The following is a 17,756-nucleotide window of genomic DNA, read 5'->3' as shown; positions in this document are numbered from 1 at the left end:
TTGTCTCCTCGGCGCTCAGTGTACCCAGTCGTTCCCCATTGTCTGCTGGTAGATATGCAGGCTTGCCCGATCGCCGTCAGTTGGCGGCCGGAACCGCAATCCGCCCGATGGCGGGCGCGATCAGGCTGCCGAGAAACAGCGTATCGCCGGACTGCACGGCGCTGGTGATCGGGGCGTAGGCTTCCTTGTCCGCGTATTGCAGATCGGCGACGACCTTGCCGTCGAGATCGAGGCCGAGTACCCAGCCGTGCATCGTCGGCCCCGGCTGCAGTGCCTTGGGCAGGCGGAACAGAATCTTGCGGAAGTTCGGCTTCGGCAACAGCTGATCCAGCGCGGCGATGCGCGGCGTGTAGAGCGCCAGCCAGAAGCGGTCGCGGCCGTTGAAATTGATGTTGTCCGGGAAGCCCGGCAGGTTGTCGATGAAGACGTCGGTCGTTCCCGCCTTGTCGCCGCGCAGCCAGTAGCGCAGCACGCGGTACTTGTTCATGTCGTTGACGAGCAGGTATTCGTCGGCCGGCCCCATCGTCACGCCATTGGCGAAATGCAGGCCGCGCATGATGACGCGGCTCTGCCCGCTGGCGACGTCGTATTCGATGACACGTCCGTTGGGGCCGTGCTCGAAGACGTCGGCCATCACGTCGTGCAGGCCAAAGCGCGACGAGGCGTCGGAGAAATACAGTTTGCCGCCATCGGCGCTGATGTCGACATCGTCGACGAACTTGAAGGGCAGCCCCTCGGCTTCCACCGCGAGCACGGTGACGTTACCGTCACCACCGATGCGCAGCAGGCCGCGCAAGGCATCGGCCACGTAGATATCGCCGTTGGGCGCGACTGCCAGGCCCAGCGGCCGGCCAGCCGTATTGGCGAGTTCGGTCGGGTTTGCACCGCTGCTGTCGAAGCGGATCACCCGGCCATCGTCATAACCGGCATAGACGTTGCCCGCGCCGTCGATCGCGAGACCTTCCGGCCCTTTTCCGACATCTTCGGCGAGCCGCACCGCCGGCTTGAGCCGCTCATTCAGCGGATAAGCCGCCGGATCCAGCACGGGAGGCGTCCAGCTCTGCGGCTCGATCGGGACCGGCAGAAACAGCAGCCAGGCCGCGGCGCCAGCCAGCAGGAACAGCAGCAGGGTCAGCAAGCGCATCATGTCGATACTCCGAGGTATCCGTCCAAGACTGAAGCCCCTTGCCGAGCGGGCGCCCGCCGATTGTGCAAATAGGCCCGATTGATGTCCATCAAGCGGTCCATCGATGGCGAAGTCCAGCACGCCGATGGGGAGAAATCACCACCCGACAGGCCCGGGGATGCTCCTATAATGCCGATTCGGCCGCCGGAAACCTGTGCCAGGACCGTTTTGAGCACAGAACCCGGCCTCTGGGGGCACGCGGCCAACGCCAATAACATGTCGATACGTATCGCACGGGGAAGCTGATGTCGCTCAAGAATCCGGTGGAAACGCTGCTGCAGTGGGCGCAGGAACGACCCAAGCAGCCTTGGCTGTACCAATCGATCGATGGCGTCTGGAAGTCCTATAGCTGGGGCGAGGCGGAAGCACAGATCCGGTCGATGGCCACCGCGCTGCGCAACCTGGGCCTGCCGGAAGGCTCGGCGATCGCGATTTCCGGACGTAACACCGCGCACTGGTTCCTCGCCGACATGGCAATCGCGATGGCCGGCTACATCAGCGTCGGCCTGTATCCGAAGCAGTCGACCGACGCCGTCAAGTTCATCCTCTCGCATAGCGAGACCAAGGTCGTGTTCATCGGCCCGATGCCGGACGCCGCCGAGTTCATGGGCGCGCTGCCCAAGGACATCATCACGATTGCGATGCCCTATCCCGACGTCGCCGCCAGCACCCACCAGTGGGACGACCTCGTCAGGAAGAGCGAGCCGTTCGCCGGTTACGTGGCGCCGGACCCGAAGAAGGTCATTTCGCTGATCTACACCTCGGGCACGACCGGCAATCCGAAGGGCGTCATGATCACGACGGAAAACGTCACGTTCTCGACGCAGGGCCTGATCAAGGCGATGCCGGCGCAGGGCCAGGAACGCTTCTTCTCCTACCTGCCGCTGGCGCATGCCTTCGAGCGCGGCGCGGTGGAGCTGGCGTCGATCTATCTCGGCGCCGAGGTGTGGTTCCTCGAAGCGCTCGAGAAACTGCCCGAGCAACTCAAGGAAGTCGCACCGACGCGCTTCTTCGGCGTGCCGCTCGTCTACGGCCGCATCCAGGCCGGCGTCCTGCGCAAGCTGCCGCAGGAGAAGCTCGACCGTCTGCTGAAGATTCCGCTGCTGTCGACGCTGATCAAGAACAAGATCAAGAAGGGCGCCGGTCTGCAGAACGCGCGTTATCTGTTCGTCGGTGCCGCGCCGATGCCGGTCGCGTTGATGCAGTGGTTCCAGAAGCTCGGCATCACCGTGCTGCAGGGCTACGGCATGACCGAGAACAACATCTACGCGACCGCGAGCCTGCCCAAGGCCAATCGCCTCGGCGCCGTCGGCCGTGCGATGCCAGGCGCCGACATGCGCCTGGCCGAGGACGGCGAGATCCAGTTCCGCCACGCCGGCGTCACGCCGGGCTATTACAAGGATCCGGAAAAGACCGCCGAACTGTTCACCATCGACGGCTGGCTGCGCACCGGCGACAAGGGCCGCATCGACGAAGACGGTTATCTGTACATCACCGGACGCGTCAAGGACATCTTCAAAACCCTGAAGGGCAAATACGTCGCACCCGCGCCGATCGAAGGCGCACTGGCGCGCAACACCGACATCGATCAGCTGTGCTTCGTCGGCACCGGCCTCAAGCAGCCGATCATGGTCGTCACGCTGTCGCAGCAGGGCTCTGAAAAGCCGCGCGCCGAATGCGAGAAGGGCCTGATCGCCGAGATGAGCACCGTCAACGACACGCTCGAGGCGCATGAACAGATCGCCAAGATCTTCGTCGCCAAGGACGCCTGGACGATCGACAACAACATCATGACGCCGACGATGAAGGTCAAGCGCAACGAGGTCGAGAAGCGCTACCTCGCGCAGATCACCGCAACGGCGGACGACTACAAGACGAAGGTGGTCTGGGAGTAAAGAAGAAAGCCCGGCACTGCCGGGCTTTTTTATGTCCTAGACGAACACGATCGTCTTGTTGCCGTTGACGATGATGCGATCCTCGACGTGCCAGCGCACGGCGCGCGCCAGGACCTGGCGCTCCAGATCGCGGCCGAGGTCGCGCAGGTCGGGCACTTCGTGGCGGTGCGAGACCATGGCCGTGTCCTGGCCGATGATCGGCCCCTGATCGAGATCCGACGTCACGTAGTGCGCCGTGGCGCCGATCAGCTTGACGCCGCGATCGTAGGCCTGCTGGTAGGGATCGGCGCCGACGAAGGCCGGCAGGAAGCTGTGGTGGATGTTGATGATGCGCGTCGGATAGCGCGCGACGAAATCCGCCGACAGGATGCGCATGTAGCGCGCGAGTACGATGAAGTCCGCGCGGTCGCCGAGAATCTCCAGCATCCGCGCCTCGGCATTTGCATGCGTAGACGCGTCGATCGCGACATGCTCGAAGCGCACGCCGAAACGCTCGACCGCTTCGCGCAGATCCGCGTGATTGGAAATCACGACCGGAATGTCGACGCGCAGCTCGCCGCGCTGCCAGCGCCACAGCAGTTCCATCAGCGCGTGGTCGTGCTTCGAGACGAGGATCGCCATGCGCAGGCGATCGGCTGCGTAGCTGACATGCCAGTCCATGTCGAAGCGCTGCCCCACCGCCTCGGCAAAGGCCTGCTTGAAGGCGCTGCGTGAGACGTCCAGGTGCGGCGTCTGGAATTCCAGGCGCATGAAAAATCGCCCGCCTTCGGGGTCGGTCGAGTGCTGGTCCAGTTCGGTGACGTTGACGCCGTGCTGGAACAGGAAGGTTGTCACTGCCGACACGATGCCCGGACGGTCCGGACAGGCGATTAGCAGGCGCGCGGTGGTTTCGGCTTCGGTGGTCATGCGGCGCGCTTTATAGCGTTTTCCGCGCGCCTTGGCGAACCGCTCAAGCGGCGGGTGGCAACAGCGCCTTGAGTGCGGCGGCCTCGGTCGCGAACCACGGGCCGTTGGCCTTGAGCGTCTCGGCAACGACCTTGCGCGCATCGCCGGCACGATCCAGCGCCAGCAAGGCTTGCACGCGCTGCTCGGCAACCTTGATGCGGTTGATGCCGTAGGCAAGACCCGCCGACCGCTCGAGAAACGGCAGCGCTTCCGCCGGCTTGCCGCGCTTGAGCAGGCTGCGGCCATGGCGGAAGGCGTAGACGTAGTCGTCCGGGTAGGCCTCGATCAGCTGCAGCAGCAGCGCGTCGGTCGCCGTGTAGTCGCCGGTCAGTTCGGCCAACTGATCCATATAGACCCGCAGGTTGTCGGACTGATTGCGATCGTGCGCCAGATCGCCGTCGAGGCGCTCGGCGCTACGGTCGATCGCACGCTCGAGCAGAGTCTGCTGCGCCGCGCGATCGCCAAGCGCGCCCTGCAGGTCGCTCGCGGCGAGAATCGCCGAACGCTCGTCGGCACAGCGCGGTTCGCCGAACACCCGCGACTCGACCAGCTGTTCGATCGCCGCGCGCTGCGGTTGCAGGCGCTTTGCCGCGTCCGGTGACTTGGCGGCGCATTCCATGTAGCGCGACAGCTCGTACGAGCGCTCGCAGCCAAGATCCAGCTTGAGCACGGCTTCGCCCAGCGTCAGGCAGGCCGCGGTGTCGTCGGCTTTCGCCGCCTGCAGGAAACGCAGGCGCGCCAGCCAGGCCGCACTGGCGGCGTCGGCGTCGATTGCAGCCTGCACGGCTTCCGGTAGCTGCTGCAGCCAGGCGAGCGCGCCGGCGGTGTCATAGCGCGCGTGGTAGGACTGCAGCACGGCGCGCGCCGCCTGCAGGCTCGCATCGCTGGCGTCGACGACCTGCTTGGCCAGCGCGGCAACGCCGCCGCTGCGGGCGAACATGCCTTCGAGCGCCGCGTAGAAATCCGCGCGCGTCTGCTCGCCGAGAATGCGCCCAAGTTCCTGCCCCTGCGCATCGAGCACCAGATAACTCGGCAGCGCCTTGACTCCGTACTGCTCCTTGAGCGCCGCGCCCTCGGGAGCATCAGCATCGACCTCGACGACCACGCTGCGCGCCTCGACGGCCTGCCATTGCGGCCCGCTGAGGACATGCGTCGCCATGTAGTAGCAGGAGTAGCACCAGGGCGCGTGAAAATCGACGATCAGCGGTTGCTGACGCTGCTTGGCGAGCGCCTGGGCCTGCTCGAACGTCAAGGCTTCGGCAGCCGGCGCCGCCACGGTGGCCGCAGGTTCCGCACCGGCTTCGCCGGGTGCAGTCGCGGCCTGGCGATCCTTGCAGCCGGCCAGCGCCAGCGCCGCGAGCAGCGCGCAGACCGGCGCGCGTGCCAGCAACTTCACGGCGTCAGCGGCGGCAGATTGCTGACGCCATCCGGGGTCTTCGAGAAATAGGAAATGCGCGTCACGAACAGTTTTCCGGTCGCCGGATTGATCACGTTCGACATGCCGCGATACTCGAGCAGCTGGCGGGTCTTCTCGTCGTAGGTCAGCTCGAGCGGATCGACGACGAAACGCAGCAAGGAATCCGGCTCGACGTAGAAGCGTACCGCCGGCTTGCCCTCGAACGTCGTGTCTTCGATACGCCGCGCGCGGAACTTGAATTGATCGAGACCGCCGGCGACGACGAGCTTGAGATTGACCTTCTCGCCCTTCATCAGGCGATCGAAATGATCGAGCAGGAAACTGTGAAAGCCGGCATCGGCGCAGGTCGGTCCATCGCGCTTGATCGACTCGGTCTCCAGCTTCTTGTCCTTCTCTTGGCGCTGCACGAGGATCGGATCGCCGTTGCCGGTGATGCCTTCGCTGTAGCTGCTCAGCGGCAGCTCCATGCGGTACACCGGCACATACGGATCCGCCGAGAAATCGAGCGTCTTGTTGCCGAGTGAGCCGCCGTCCGGCAGCACATAGCGCACCTTGCCGCCGATCCATTTGCCCTGTGCATCGAGATCCTGCTGCTGGACTTCGGTGTAGAGGTACTTGCCGGTCTTCAGGTCGAAGGCGTAGCCGTAGAAACTCAGGGTTTCCGCCATCGCCGGCGACACGGCACAGAGCAGAGACAGGGCAGCGAACAGGCGTATCAGCATGACGTGATCCTCGGTCCGTTTCGTCCAGCGGCAGTCAGTCTAGCGCCGCTCGAACAGATAATGTGCAACGCCCCACTCGTTACCGCCGGCATAGCCGAACAGCTCGGCCACGGCCATGTAGAACATCCGCCAGCGCTGGAACCACACCGTGGCCTGATCGGGCCCGTAACCGGCGCGAAACACCGCCATGATGCGGTCGCGGTTCTGATCCATGCCGTCCAGCCAGTGATTCGACGTGCGCTCGTAGTGCGTGCCACAGACCCACCATTGCTGGACCATGCGCAGATCGTCCTGGAAGTTCAGCAGCAGGTTCTCGCTCGGCATCGTGCCGCCCGTGAAGAAGTACTGCGACATCCAGTCGGTCTGGTCCTTAGCCTGGAAGTGATAGGCCAGCAGCTTGTGCACGAAGATGTGCACGAACAGCTTGGCCTGCGGCTTCATCCAGCGCGCGACCTTGGCGAGTAGCAGGCCGTAATTCTTCATGTGCTCGAACATCTCGATCGACAGCACGCGATCGAAGCCCTCGCCCAGCGCCTCGGCGACGCCATGTGTGCCGAAATCGAACTCGACAATGTTGCCGGTGACGATCGTCAGATTGCGCAGGCCGCGTTCCGCGGCCCGGCGCAGGATGTATTCGCGCTGGCCATGCGAGTTCGACAGGCCGACGATCTGCGAATTCGGATAACGCTCGGCCAGCCACAACGACAGCGAACCCCAGCCGCAACCGAGATCGAGCATGCGCTGGCCGTCCTGCAGCTGCGCGCGGTCCGCGTAGGTCTGCAGCATCAGCTCTTCGGCCTGCGCCAGCGTCTCATTGCCGGTCGGATACAAGGCGCAGGAGTATTTGAGCCGCGGCCCGAGATGAATGTGAAAGAACTCGGCCGGCACTTCGTAGTGCTGGCTGTTCGCAGCGCTCGTGTCGATCGCGATCGGGCTGCTGCGCAGTTCGCCGAGGAACTGATTGAATCGCTGCGAACGCCGCTCGCCGTCATCGGCCGCTTCGTCGGCGAGACGTTGCTTCATCAGCTGGCGCATGCCGAGCCGCGTCAGACGGTCGGGAATCAGGCCGCGTTCGCACAGATCAATAATGTTCATTCAAACTCTTAAGTGAGATCAGGTGTGCTGCTTGAAACACAATCACTTGCGCGGCGGCCAGGGAATCAACGCGCTGGTCGTGCGCAGGTACTCCGCATACCCCGGCTTGCGCTGCACCATCTCCGCCTCCAGCATCGGCACGCCGGACAGCTTCAGCAGCAGGAAAGCCATGACGACCGGCGCGATCAGCACCGCCCAGCCCCAGACACCGCCGCCGATCGCCAGCGGCGCATAGGCCAGCCAGTGCAGGCATTCGAAGAAATAGTTCGGGTGCCTTGAATAGCGCCACAGACCGTCGCGACAGACCTTTCCCTTGTTCGCCGGATTGGCGCGGAAAGCCTCCATCTGGCGATCGGCCAGTCCTTCGCCGAAAACCGACAGCAGCCAGAGCGCAATCGCGAAAACGATCGCCCACATCGGCGGCATGCCCGACCGATACGCAACCGGCATGAAGGCGGATGCAGCGAGCAGCAAGGTGAAGACATTCTGGAACTGGAAAAACCAGAACATCTTGCCGTTTGCCGCTGCGCCCCACTCTTCGCGCAGGCGCGCATAGCGCCAGTCTTCCGGCTTGCCGTAGTTGCGGATCCACAGATGCACGCCGAGACGCAGGCCCCAACCTCCGCCCATCAGTGCGAGCAGGATGCGCAGGCCCGCTGGAGCATCACCGGCCGCTGCGTAGACCACGGCAAGTCCGCCGAGCGTGCAGGCCCAGATCGCGTCGACCATGCCGGCGTTGCGCGTCTTCAATTGCCACAGCCAGGCGCCGGTCTTTGCCACAACGACCAGCACGATGGATACCAACAAAATATCTACAGAGTTCATATCCGCCGAATCCTATACTGGCTACTGGGTCGTCACTTTTTCTGAGTGCTCAGGGTGACGACGCAATGATGTAGATTCGATGTCAGGCCACGCCGACGACCCGCAATAGACGGGCACGGCGCAAGGCAGTCACCGATGTTCCTCTAAGTACTTCAATAACCCTAGGGAGGGTTGCATGAGAAGCCGTACATCTACAACAAGGTCTGTCCGCGTCGGCACGCTCGCGGCGCTGACGGTGCTAGGCCTCACAGCCTGCGCTTCGATGCCGCCGCCCACCGACAGGCTCAGCGCCGCCGAGCGCGCCGTCAATATCGCCCAGGAAGCTGGTGTGACGGACTACGCATCGCCGGAGCTGAAAAGCGCCCGCGAGAAGATCGTCCAGGCCCGCGAAGCGGTCGCCCGCGAGGAAATGGAACTGGCCGCCAGGCTGGCGGAGCAGGCTCGCCTGGATGCCGAACTGGCTGCCGCCAAGACGGCCGCCGCCAAGGCTCAGGCCGTGAACGACGAGTTGCGCAAGAGCAATGAAACTCTGCGCCAGGAAATGAACCGCAACTCGGGAGCCACGCCATGATCGGCCTTCACAACGTTCCTGCGGGCCTGCGGCTCGCTCCTATCGCCGCCGCAGCGCTGTTGCTCGCGGCCTGCGCGACGATCACCAAGCCGGACGGCGCCGATCGCGTCCGCGCCGAGCTGACTTCGCTGCAGACCGATCCTGCCTATGCCAGCCGCGCGCCGGTGGCTTTGCAGGACGCCGAAGCGGCGGTCCGCATCGCGGAAGTCCCGACTGAAGACAAGGTCGCTGGCGCGCAGGCGGTTTACATCGCCGAACGCAAGGTCGCGATCGCGCGTGCCCAGGCCGACAAGCGCATTGCCGAGGACGCTCGCAAGGGCCTCTCCGAAGCGCGCGAATCGATCCGTCTCGATGCGCGCACCGCCGAGGCCGAATCCGCCAAGGCGCAGGCACAGCGGGCGATCGCCGAGGCACAGCAGCAGCAGGCCGCCGCCGCGACAGCCCAGCAGGCTGCGCTGGCTGCACGCGCGGAGGCCGAGGAACTGCGCCGGCAGATGGAAGATCTGCAGGCCAAGCAGACTTCGCGCGGTCTGGTGATGACGCTGGGCGATGTGCTGTTCGCGTCCGGCAAGTCGGAACTCAAGGCCGGCTCGCAGCAACGTCTCGACAAGCTGGTGGCTTTCCTCAACAAGCATCCGGAACGTGCGGTCGTCATTGAAGGGCACACCGACAGCTCGGGCAGCGATGAGGCAAACCTCGCACTGTCGCAGCGCCGCGCCGATGCGGTTCGCGTCTATCTGCTCACGCAGGGCATCGCGGCTTCGCGCGTGACCGCGGTCGGCAAGGGTGAGTCGCTGCCGGTGGCCGACAACGGGACGCCGGCTGGACGCCAGCAGAACCGTCGTGTCGAAATCGTCATCGCCAACAACTGAGCAACCGTTGCAAGGGGAGCCCGTCGCATGCGACGGGCTCCCTGCCCGGCCGTGGCTTGCCAGACGGCTGGGCAAACCAGTCATTACATTTGAACTGACCGCTGCCAACTGACGCCGGTCACGGAGCGATCCCATGCAAATATCCCGTAAACGCGTCACGCTGTTGCTGTCGACCGCGCTGCTGTTCGTCGCTGCCGGCGGATTACTGGCGTGGTGGCTGACGGCACAGACGGTCATTGCCAACAGCAGTGCAGTCGTCGTCTACAAGAGTCCAACCTGCGGATGCTGCAACGCCTGGATCGAACATCTGCGCCGCGCCGGCCTGACCGTCGAACCGCGCGACACCGCCGCGATGACCCCGCTCAAAACCCAGCTCGGCGTGCCGCTCGACGCGGCGTCCTGCCACACCGCCGTCGTCGACGGCTATTTCGTCGAGGGGCACGTCCCCGTCGAAGACATCCGGCGCCTGCTGGCCGAGCGTCCCGATGCGCTTGGGCTCGCGGTGCCGGGCATGCCGATCGGCTCGCCCGGGATGGAACAGGGCGACCGTCGAGATTCGTACGAGACCCTATTGGTGAAACGCGACGGCAGCACTGAGGTCTTCGCCCGTCACGGCGGCACCGACCCGTCCTGAGCAGGATTCACGGGGCGTTGCCGCCCCTAGCCCGATGCCGGAAACAGGGCCAGCAGTGCCGCGGCCCCGTCGCCGAGTACCCGCGTCCAGGGTAAACCGACGATTTCACGGCCGGTTTCCGAATCCAAGAACGGCATGCGCTCGCCATCGCCGATGACGTGCCGGTAGTCCATCGTGATCTCCGCATCCACCGCCAGGTCGTCAAGCGCGAAGATGAATCCGAGGTGCCACAGCGCGGTCGGCGCGAACGAGTGATTGACGTAGCACTCGTCCGACCATTCCGGCGTCAGCGAAAACTGATCCTCGAACCAGCGGACGCTGGATTCGACTTCGATCGAGTCGGCCGGGAACTGGCGTAGCCGCGACTCGGACCAGACGGTGTGAATATTGTCCGGCGCGACGATGACCCGACCGCGCGCGATGGGCTCGTCGAGAAACAGGCCCTTGCCGGCACCCTTGATCCGCGACGCCTCGACGCGATAGCGCGGCAGGATCATTGCAGCGTCGGCGTGGCGGGCTGCGTGCGCGCCGCGAGCAGCAGTTCGTCGACGTCCGCGCGCTTGAACAGATACTGCCGCCCGCAGAATTCGCAGGTCACGTCGATCTGCTGGTGTTCCGCCAGATGCTCGTTCAACTCGTTCTCGCCGAGCGACAGCAGCATCGTCGCGATGCTCGGCCGGCTGCAGCGACAGCTCAGATGGACCTGACGCGGTTCGAACAGGCGCAGATCTTCGGCGTGGAACAGCCGATGCAGGATTTTCTTCACCGGCGTTGCCGCCAGTTCGGCTTCGCCGAGCGTGCCGAACAGAGCCTGGATCAGCTCCCAGTTCTCCGTACTGCTGCCCTTTTCGCCCAGCGGCAGGCGCTGCAGAACGATGCCGCGAATGCCCCCATCGGTGCCCGGCCCGCCAACTGCGAGACGCATCAGGGACGGAATCTGCTCCGACCGCAGGTAATAGGCTTCGAGCGCCGCGGCGAAGCTGTCGCCCTCGATCGCGACGACGGCCTGATAGGTCTGCGAACCGCGCTCGGGTTCGAGCAGCAAACCAAGCATCCCGCCCTGCATCAGCGCGATGAAGTCGCCGCTGGCGTCGGCGCTGCACTTGGCCATGCCGCGCAGCTGCAGATCGCGCTCGATCTGCGCGACCAGCATGGACAGCTTGCCCTTGCCCTGGAACTGCAGGCTCATGCGGCCTTCGAACTTCGTGTTGGCTGCCAGCAGCGGCATCGCCGCGACCGCCTGCCCCAGCAACCGCCGCACATCCGGCGGATACGGCCGCGAGCCGAGCATCGCCTCGATGCCCTCGTCGAACTCGACGACGGCACCGCGCACGCCAAGCTCCGGAAACAGGAATTCGGTGAGTTGATTCATACCCGATCAGTGGTGCCGCAACGTCCAAAACTCAAGCACGCCATCGCCGCGAAAAAAACAGACGGCGGGCCTTCAACCCGGCAGCTTGTCCTTCAGCAACTGATTGACCAGATCCGGATTTGCCTTGCCCTGAGTCGCCTTCATGACCATGCCGACGAAGAAGCCGAGCAGCTTGTCCTTGCCAGCGCGGTAGTCGGCCAGCTGCTGCGGGTTCTTCGCCATCACGTCGGCGATCGCCGCGAGGATCGGACCCTCGTCGGTGATCTGCACCAGGCCCTTGGCCTTGATGATGGCGTCGGCATCGCCTTCGCCATTGAGCATGGCTTCGAAAACATCCTTGGCGAGCTTGCCGGAGATGGTCTTGTCGGCGATGCGCGCGACCAGACCGGCGAGCATCGTCGCGCTGATCGGCGAATCGGAGATTTCCTTGCCGAGCTTGCCCAGCGCACCGAGCAGGTCGGTCGAGACCCAGTTGGCGCAGCTCTTCGGATCGCCGCCCGAAGTGCGCACGACGGCTTCGTAGTAATCGGCGAGCGGCGCTTCGCCGGTCAGCACGGTCGCGTCGTACTTCGACAAGCCGTACTGCGCCATGAAGCGCAGCTTCTTGGCTTCCGGCAGTTCCGGCAGTTCGCTGCGCGCGCGGGCAATGTCGGCCTGCGTGACGATCACCGGCAGCAGGTCCGGATCCGGGAAGTAGCGGTAGTCGTTGGCGTCTTCCTTGGTGCGCATCGAGCGTGTTTCGCCGGTGCCCGGATCGAACAGGCGCGTTTCCTGGACAATCTTGCCGCCGCCTTCGATGACTTCGATCTGGCGCTCGATCTCGAACTCGATCGCCTTCTCGACGTAGCGGAAGGAATTGACGTTCTTGGTTTCGGTGCGGGTGCCGAACTTCTCGGCGCCCCACTTGCGCACCGACACGTTGGCATCGCAGCGGAACGAACCTTCCTGCATGTTGCCGTCGCAGACGCCGAGGTAGACGACGAGCTGGTGCAGCTTTTTCAAATAGGCCACGGCCTCGGCTGCCGAGCGGATGTCCGGCTCGGAGACGATTTCGATCAGCGGCGTGCCGGCGCGGTTGAGGTCGATGCCGGACGTGCCGACAAAACCTTCGTGCATCGACTTGCCGGCGTCTTCTTCCATGTGCGCACGGGTGATGCCGATGCGCTTGGTGATGACGTTGTCCTTGCCGTCCGGCAGCTCGATATCGAGATGGCCGTTGTAGACGATCGGCAGTTCGTACTGCGAGATCTGATAGCCCTTCGGCAGATCCGGATAGAAGTAATGCTTGCGCGCGAACACGCAGCGCTCGGCAATCTGCGCATCGACCGACAGGCCGAACTTGATCGCCATCTCCAGCGCCGTTGCATTGAGCACCGGCAGCACGCCGGGCATGCCGAGCGTGACCGCGTCGGCCTGCGTGTTCGGCTCGGCGCCGTATTGCGTCGCCGCGCCGGAGAAAATCTTCGAAACGGTGCGGAGCTGGCAGTGCACTTCCAGTCCGATGACAACTTCCCAGGTTTTGGTGTCGTAAGCCATGTTCGTTGCTCTTACGCGAATGCCTTGGGCATCTGCGTGTGGAAATCGGTCGCCTGCTGATACTGGTGCGCCGCGTTGAGCAGACGCGCCTCGTCGAAGAAATTGCCCATCAGCTGCATGCCGACCGGCAGGCCGTCGACGAAACCGCAAGGCAGGCTCATGGCCGGGATGCCCGCGAGGTTGGCGGCGATCGTGTAGATGTCGTTCAAGTACATCGCGACCGGATCGTCGGTCTTGGCGCCGAGCTTGAACGCGACGTCGGTCGCGGTCGGGCCGAGCACGAGATCGACCGTCTGATAGGCGCGCTTGAAGTCCTCGTAGATCAGCTTGCGGACCTTCTGCGCCTTCAGATAGTAGGCGTCGTAGTAACCGTGACTGAGCACATAGGTGCCGATCATGATGCGGCGCTGCACTTCGGCACCGAAGCCTTCGGCGCGTGAGCGACGGTACAGGTCGTTGAGGTTCTTTGCGCCTTCGGCGCGGTGGCCGTAGCGCACGCCGTCGAAGCGCGCGAGGTTGGAGCTGGCCTCGGCCGGCGCGACGACGTAGTAGGTCGGCACCGACAGCGGCGAGTTCGGCAGCGAGATCTCCGAGATCACCGCGCCGAGCTGCTCGAACTGCTTGACCGCCGCCATGACGCGCTCGCGCACGCCATCGGCCATGCCGTCGGCGAAATATTCCTTCGGCAGGCCGATGCGCAGGCCCTTGATCGAATTGCCCAGGCTGCCGACCAGATCGTCGACCGGGCGCTCGATGCTGGTCGAATCCAGCGGATCGAAGCCGCTCATCGCCTGCAGCACGTAAGCGCTGTCCTCGGCGGAACGCGCAACGACGCCGGCCTGGTCGAGGCTCGACGCGAAGGCGATCATGCCGAAGCGCGAAACGCGGCCATAGGTCGGCTTGATGCCGGTCAGATTGGTCAGCGCGGCGGGCTGGCGGATCGAGCCACCGGTGTCGGTAGCGGTCGCGACCGGCGCCAGGCCGGCGGCGACTGCGGCCACCGAGCCGCCGGAGGAGCCGCCCGGCACGCGCGTCGTGTCCCAAGGGTTCTTGACCGCGCCGTACCAGCTGGTCTCGTTCGACGAGCCCATCGCGAACTCGTCCATGTTGCACTTGCCGAGCATGACCATGCCGGCTTCCTGGTGCAGCTTCTTGACGATGGTCGCGTCGTAAGGCGCGACGAAGCTGTCGAGCATCTTCGAGCCGCAGCTGGTCCGAACCCCTTTCGTGCAGAAAATGTCCTTCTGCGCCAACGGGATACCAGTCAGCATACCGCCGGCGCCGGCGGCCAGGACGGCATCGGCGGCGGCAGCCTGGGCCAGGGCCTGGTCCGGCGTGACGCTGATGTAGCTGTTCAGCGATTGGTCGTGCGCCTCGATGCGCCCGAGGTAGTGCTGGGTCAGCTCGCGGGAAGAGAACTTCTTGGCGCGCAGGCCTTCGGCCTGGGCCTTGATGGAAAGTGTGTGCATGCTCATTCGAGATTCGGCTTCGAGGTTGGGTTCGGGGATCGTCAAAGCGACGCCGCTACCCGGTTATTCGATGACCTTGGGGACCAGGTACAGGCCGTTTTCCACTGCCGGCGCGATCGACTGGAAGGTCTCGCGCTCGTTGGCCTGGGTGACGGCATCCGGACGCAGGCGCTGATGCAGGTCCAACGGGTGCGCCATGACCGTGACGCCTTCGGTATTGGCCTGGTCAAGCTGGCCGACCAGATCGAAGATGTTCGACAGCTGGCGGGCATACTGCGTGGCCTGCTCGGGCTGCAGGGCCAGGCGGGCCAACTGGGCAACTTGCTGCACTTGTTCAATCGTCAGGCTCATATCCAGCCAGGGTCCAGGTTCATGGGGCGGTCAGCAAGCGTGGGGTAGTGCGCTCGCGCCGGCCCGCGGGGTGGTCTGCACACTCCAGCCAAAACGGTGCCAAGATCAGCGTCCGTCGCTGCTGGAAAATCGTTTAATATGTGCGGATGCACAATTCTACTGGATTGCGCAGCCGGCCGAACACGGCGGGCATACGACAAAATTCCGCTTCCGCAATTCATACCAAGAGCATCAGGCCAGAAAGATGTTTGACGCCGTCCGCCGTCTGTTTGTAAACGACCTTTCCATCGATCTGGGTACTGCCAACACCCTGGTTTACGTCCGCGATGAGGGCATCGTCCTCAACGAACCTTCCGTCGTTGCGATCCGCATGGATTCGCGCGGCGCCAAGAAGGTCGAGGCGGTCGGTATCGAAGCCAAGCAGATGCTCGGCCGCACGCCGACCAACATCACGACCGTGCGCCCGCTGCGCGACGGCGTTATCGCCGACTACACCGTCACGGAGAAAATGCTGCAGCATTTCATCCGCAAGGTGCAGAAGGGCCGCATGATGCGGCCGATGACCCGCGTCGTCGTCTGCGTGCCGTACGGCTCGACCCAGGTCGAACGCCGTGCGATCCGCGAGTCGGTCGAGAACGCCGGCGCGCGCAAGGTCTGGGTCATTGAGGAACCGATCGCCGCTGCACTGGGCGCCGGCATCCCGATCGGCGAAGCGCGCGGCTCGATGGTCGTCGACATCGGCGGCGGCACCTCGGAAGTCGCGGTCATCTCGCTCAACGGCATCGTCTACGCCGAGTCGGTCCGCATCGGCGGCGACAAGTTCGACGAGGCGATCGTTTCCTATGTGCGCCGCCAGTACAACATGCTGATCGGCGAAGCGACCGCCGAGCGCATCAAGATCCAGATCGGCACCGCCTTCCCGGGCCATGAAGTCCAGGAAATCGACGTCGTCGGCCGCCATCTGGCCGCCGGCGTGCCGCGCAACTTCACGATGAACTCCAACGAGATCCTCGACTCCCTGCAGGAACCGCTGTCGGGCATCGTCAAGGCGGTCAAGCAGGCGCTCGAGCGCACCCCGCCGGAACTGGGCTCGGACGTCGCCGAGCGCGGCATCGTCCTGACCGGCGGTGGCGCCCTGCTGCGCGACCTCGACAAGCTGATCTCCGAGGAAACCGGCCTGCCGGTGATCATCGCCGACGATCCGCTGACCTGCGTCGCCCGCGGCGGCGGCATGGTGCTCGACATGCTGGACCGTCAGTCGGACTTCTACAGCCTCGATTGAACCGGACCGATGCGTGCGGTGGCCTTCACCGCACGCGTTGATCCCACGCGCTGCGCCCCCTATGCTTGGCCGCATTCTGCGCAGCCGGCAGCTGCGACCGCGTAGATGAAAGCACGTCCATCGGCCCTACTAGCGCACTGACTTGAATACGCTGCCCGAGTCCCATCACCGCCCCCTGTTCCCTCGAGGGCCGAGCCTGGGTCTGCGTACGTTTCTGCTGATGGCGATCTCGATCGCGCTGATCTTCAACGATAGCCGCGGCGACGATCTGCAGCCGCTGCGCTCGGCCTTGTCGTTCATGCTCGCCCCGCTGGTCTGGGTCGCCTCGACGCCCGGGCATGTGCAGGATGCCGCCGACACCCTGAGCTCGCGCGAGACGCTCCAGCGCGAGAACGAGGAGATGAAAAAGCGCCTGGTCCTGCTCGAGGCGCGCCTGCTGCAGCTCGACGCCCTCGAAGCCGAGAATCGCCGCATTCGCGAACTGCTGGCTTCCGCGGCGCGCATCGAGGATGAGGTTCTGATCGCCGAGATCATCGCGATCAACCAGGACCCCTATCGCAACCAGATCACACTCAACAAGGGCAGCGCCGACGGCGTCTACAAGGGCCAGGCGCTGGTCGATGCACACGGCGTGCTCGGCCAGGTGGTTGATGTCGGCCATCGCAACTCCAAGGCGCTGCTGATCACCGACCCCGATCACGGCATTCCGATCGAATTCAACCGCACCGCGATGCAGACGATCGCGATCGGTGCGGCGGACCGCGGCCTGCGCCTGCCGTTCCTCGCCAGCAATGCCGACATCAAGGTCGGCGACGTGCTGGTGTCGTCCGCCCTTGGCGGCCGCTTCCCGGCCGGCTATCCGGTCGGCACCGTCTACGAGGTCAAGCACGTTGCCGGCGAGCACTTCATGGAAGCCTACGCATCACCGGCCGCGCATCTGAATCAGGGCCGCCAGGCGCTGCTGGTCTGGAGCGAAAGCGTGCAGACCGACGCCGACGGCAGCCCGATCGGCGACGAGCCGGACGAGCCCGCGGCCAGCGAACCTGCGGCCTCAGCCAGCGAGCCGACGCCATGACGCCGACACGCACCGTACTGATCGGATTCGCCGTCAGCCTGCTGCTGGCGTTGCTGCTGCAGCTGATCCAGCTGCCGGAGCTGCTGGCCGCCGCGCGCCCCTTGTGCGTGCCGCTGGTGCTGGCCTACTGGGCGCTGCGCGAGCCGCGCATCTCGACGCTGCTGCCGGCCTTTGTCTGCGGGCTGATCCTCGACGTGCTGTTCGGCACGACACTCGGCCAGCACGGCCTGGCGCTGATCCTGGTCGTCTACGTCGTCGAGCGACTGCGCAGCATCTTCATCCTGTTTCCGCTGTGGCAGGCGACGTTCGCGCTGATCCCGGCCTGGGCGCTGTACAGCTTCGTGATGTTCTGGATCGACGGCGTGACGCGCCATCAGGCCGACGACTGGCTGCGCTGGCTGCCGGTGCTGTCGACCACGCTGTTCTGGCCGCTGCTGTTCAGCGTGATGGAAGCGGTGCGCAGACCCGAAGAGGATGACTGACGCCCGCCGCCAGCATCAACCGCGCAG

At 64.7% G+C, this 17,756-nt stretch carries 18 protein-coding genes; 7 read left to right on the top strand and 11 right to left on the bottom strand.

Annotated elements, in window-relative coordinates:
* Nucleotides 1-76 precede the first annotated feature (76 nt).
* Nucleotides 77-1,147, bottom strand: a complete 1,071-nt coding sequence (locus tag AC3WUF_RS06055; RefSeq protein ID WP_492423429.1) for an SMP-30/gluconolactonase/LRE family protein — start codon at nucleotides 1,145-1,147, stop codon at nucleotides 77-79.
* 284 nt (nucleotides 1,148-1,431) lie between these two features.
* Between AC3WUF_RS06055 and AC3WUF_RS06050 the strand changes: the two genes are divergently transcribed.
* Nucleotides 1,432-3,081: an AMP-binding protein gene (locus AC3WUF_RS06050; protein ID WP_492423427.1), complete on the top strand. Its 1,650-nt coding sequence runs from the start codon at nucleotides 1,432-1,434 to the stop codon at nucleotides 3,079-3,081.
* A gap of 36 nt (nucleotides 3,082-3,117) precedes the next feature.
* On the opposite strand, the gene purU is transcribed toward AC3WUF_RS06050, so the two are convergent.
* The 5 genes from purU to AC3WUF_RS06025 are packed head-to-tail and all read right to left on the bottom strand — an operon-like array spanning nucleotide 3,118 to nucleotide 8,085.
* Nucleotides 3,118-3,987, bottom strand: a complete 870-nt coding sequence (gene purU / locus AC3WUF_RS06045; RefSeq protein ID WP_492423425.1) for a formyltetrahydrofolate deformylase — start codon at nucleotides 3,985-3,987, stop codon at nucleotides 3,118-3,120.
* 43 nt (nucleotides 3,988-4,030) lie between these two features.
* The gene (locus tag AC3WUF_RS06040) at nucleotides 4,031-5,422 is read right to left on the bottom strand and encodes a thioredoxin fold domain-containing protein (RefSeq protein WP_492423423.1); all 1,392 of its coding nucleotides are present in this window, start codon (nucleotides 5,420-5,422) and stop codon (nucleotides 4,031-4,033) included.
* Nucleotides 5,419-6,165 carry a hypothetical protein gene (locus AC3WUF_RS06035; protein WP_492423422.1) on the bottom strand — a complete coding sequence of 249 codons (747 nt, stop codon included), beginning with the start codon at nucleotides 6,163-6,165 and terminating at the stop codon, nucleotides 5,419-5,421. The genes AC3WUF_RS06040 and AC3WUF_RS06035 overlap by 4 nt, the downstream gene beginning before the upstream one ends.
* A gap of 39 nt (nucleotides 6,166-6,204) precedes the next feature.
* Nucleotides 6,205-7,260 carry an SAM-dependent methyltransferase gene (locus AC3WUF_RS06030; protein ID WP_492423420.1) on the bottom strand — a complete coding sequence of 352 codons (1,056 nt, stop codon included), beginning with the start codon at nucleotides 7,258-7,260 and terminating at the stop codon, nucleotides 6,205-6,207.
* Between the two features lie 42 nt (nucleotides 7,261-7,302).
* Nucleotides 7,303-8,085, bottom strand: coding sequence for a DUF1295 domain-containing protein (locus AC3WUF_RS06025; protein WP_492423418.1), 783 nt, complete (start codon nucleotides 8,083-8,085; stop codon nucleotides 7,303-7,305).
* 262 nt (nucleotides 8,086-8,347) lie between these two features.
* Here AC3WUF_RS06025 and AC3WUF_RS06020 point away from each other — a divergent pair, with 262 nt between their 5' ends.
* From AC3WUF_RS06020 to AC3WUF_RS06010, 3 genes are all read left to right on the top strand, one after another.
* A complete protein-coding gene (locus tag AC3WUF_RS06020) occupies nucleotides 8,348-8,656 on the top strand; it encodes a DUF4398 domain-containing protein (RefSeq protein WP_492423416.1) in 309 nt (102 codons plus the stop codon).
* Nucleotides 8,653-9,528 carry an OmpA family protein gene (locus AC3WUF_RS06015; protein ID WP_492423414.1) on the top strand — a complete coding sequence of 292 codons (876 nt, stop codon included), beginning with the start codon at nucleotides 8,653-8,655 and terminating at the stop codon, nucleotides 9,526-9,528. The genes AC3WUF_RS06020 and AC3WUF_RS06015 overlap by 4 nt, the downstream gene beginning before the upstream one ends.
* A gap of 133 nt (nucleotides 9,529-9,661) precedes the next feature.
* On the top strand, nucleotides 9,662-10,162 hold the full coding sequence (locus AC3WUF_RS06010) for a DUF411 domain-containing protein (RefSeq protein ID WP_492423413.1): 501 nt from the start codon (nucleotides 9,662-9,664) through the stop codon (nucleotides 10,160-10,162).
* A gap of 26 nt (nucleotides 10,163-10,188) precedes the next feature.
* Here the strand turns inward: AC3WUF_RS06010 and AC3WUF_RS06005 are convergent, their stop codons facing one another.
* The 5 genes from AC3WUF_RS06005 to gatC all read right to left on the bottom strand — a co-directional run bounded on the left by AC3WUF_RS06005 (nucleotide 10,189) and on the right by gatC (nucleotide 14,890).
* Nucleotides 10,189-10,659: an SET domain-containing protein-lysine N-methyltransferase gene (locus AC3WUF_RS06005; RefSeq protein WP_492423411.1), complete on the bottom strand. Its 471-nt coding sequence runs from the start codon at nucleotides 10,657-10,659 to the stop codon at nucleotides 10,189-10,191.
* Complete coding sequence (gene hslO / locus AC3WUF_RS06000) at nucleotides 10,656-11,534, bottom strand: Hsp33 family molecular chaperone HslO (RefSeq protein WP_492423409.1); 879 nt, start codon at nucleotides 11,532-11,534, stop codon at nucleotides 10,656-10,658. The genes AC3WUF_RS06005 and hslO overlap by 4 nt, the downstream gene beginning before the upstream one ends.
* 72 nt (nucleotides 11,535-11,606) lie before the next feature.
* Nucleotides 11,607-13,070, bottom strand: a complete 1,464-nt coding sequence (gene gatB, locus AC3WUF_RS05995; protein WP_492423407.1) for an Asp-tRNA(Asn)/Glu-tRNA(Gln) amidotransferase subunit GatB — start codon at nucleotides 13,068-13,070, stop codon at nucleotides 11,607-11,609.
* 11 nt (nucleotides 13,071-13,081) lie between these two features.
* On the bottom strand, nucleotides 13,082-14,539 hold the full coding sequence (gatA, locus tag AC3WUF_RS05990; RefSeq protein WP_492423577.1) for an Asp-tRNA(Asn)/Glu-tRNA(Gln) amidotransferase subunit GatA: 1,458 nt from the start codon (nucleotides 14,537-14,539) through the stop codon (nucleotides 13,082-13,084).
* Between the two features lie 63 nt (nucleotides 14,540-14,602).
* Entirely contained in the window at nucleotides 14,603-14,890 is a 288-nt protein-coding gene (gatC, locus tag AC3WUF_RS05985; RefSeq protein ID WP_492423405.1) for an Asp-tRNA(Asn)/Glu-tRNA(Gln) amidotransferase subunit GatC, read from the bottom strand.
* A gap of 244 nt (nucleotides 14,891-15,134) precedes the next feature.
* Between gatC and AC3WUF_RS05980 the strand changes: the two genes are divergently transcribed.
* From AC3WUF_RS05980 to mreD, 3 genes are all read left to right on the top strand, one after another.
* Nucleotides 15,135-16,172 (top strand): rod shape-determining protein, encoded by a 1,038-nt coding sequence (locus tag AC3WUF_RS05980; RefSeq protein WP_492423403.1) that lies wholly within the window; start codon nucleotides 15,135-15,137, stop codon nucleotides 16,170-16,172.
* A 142-nt stretch (nucleotides 16,173-16,314) separates the two neighbouring features.
* Nucleotides 16,315-17,247 carry a rod shape-determining protein MreC gene (gene mreC, locus AC3WUF_RS05975; protein WP_492423401.1) on the top strand — a complete coding sequence of 311 codons (933 nt, stop codon included), beginning with the start codon at nucleotides 16,315-16,317 and terminating at the stop codon, nucleotides 17,245-17,247.
* A complete protein-coding gene (gene mreD / locus AC3WUF_RS05970; protein ID WP_492423399.1) occupies nucleotides 17,244-17,729 on the top strand; it encodes a rod shape-determining protein MreD in 486 nt (161 codons plus the stop codon). The genes mreC and mreD overlap by 4 nt, the downstream gene beginning before the upstream one ends.
* Nucleotides 17,730-17,756: the final 27 nt, after the last annotated feature.

It is taken from the genome of Fontimonas sp. FW305-C-3, assembly GCF_058783185.1.
The sequence above is the reverse complement of the archived record's forward strand: the minus strand, read 5'-3'. Positions and strand labels throughout refer to the sequence as shown.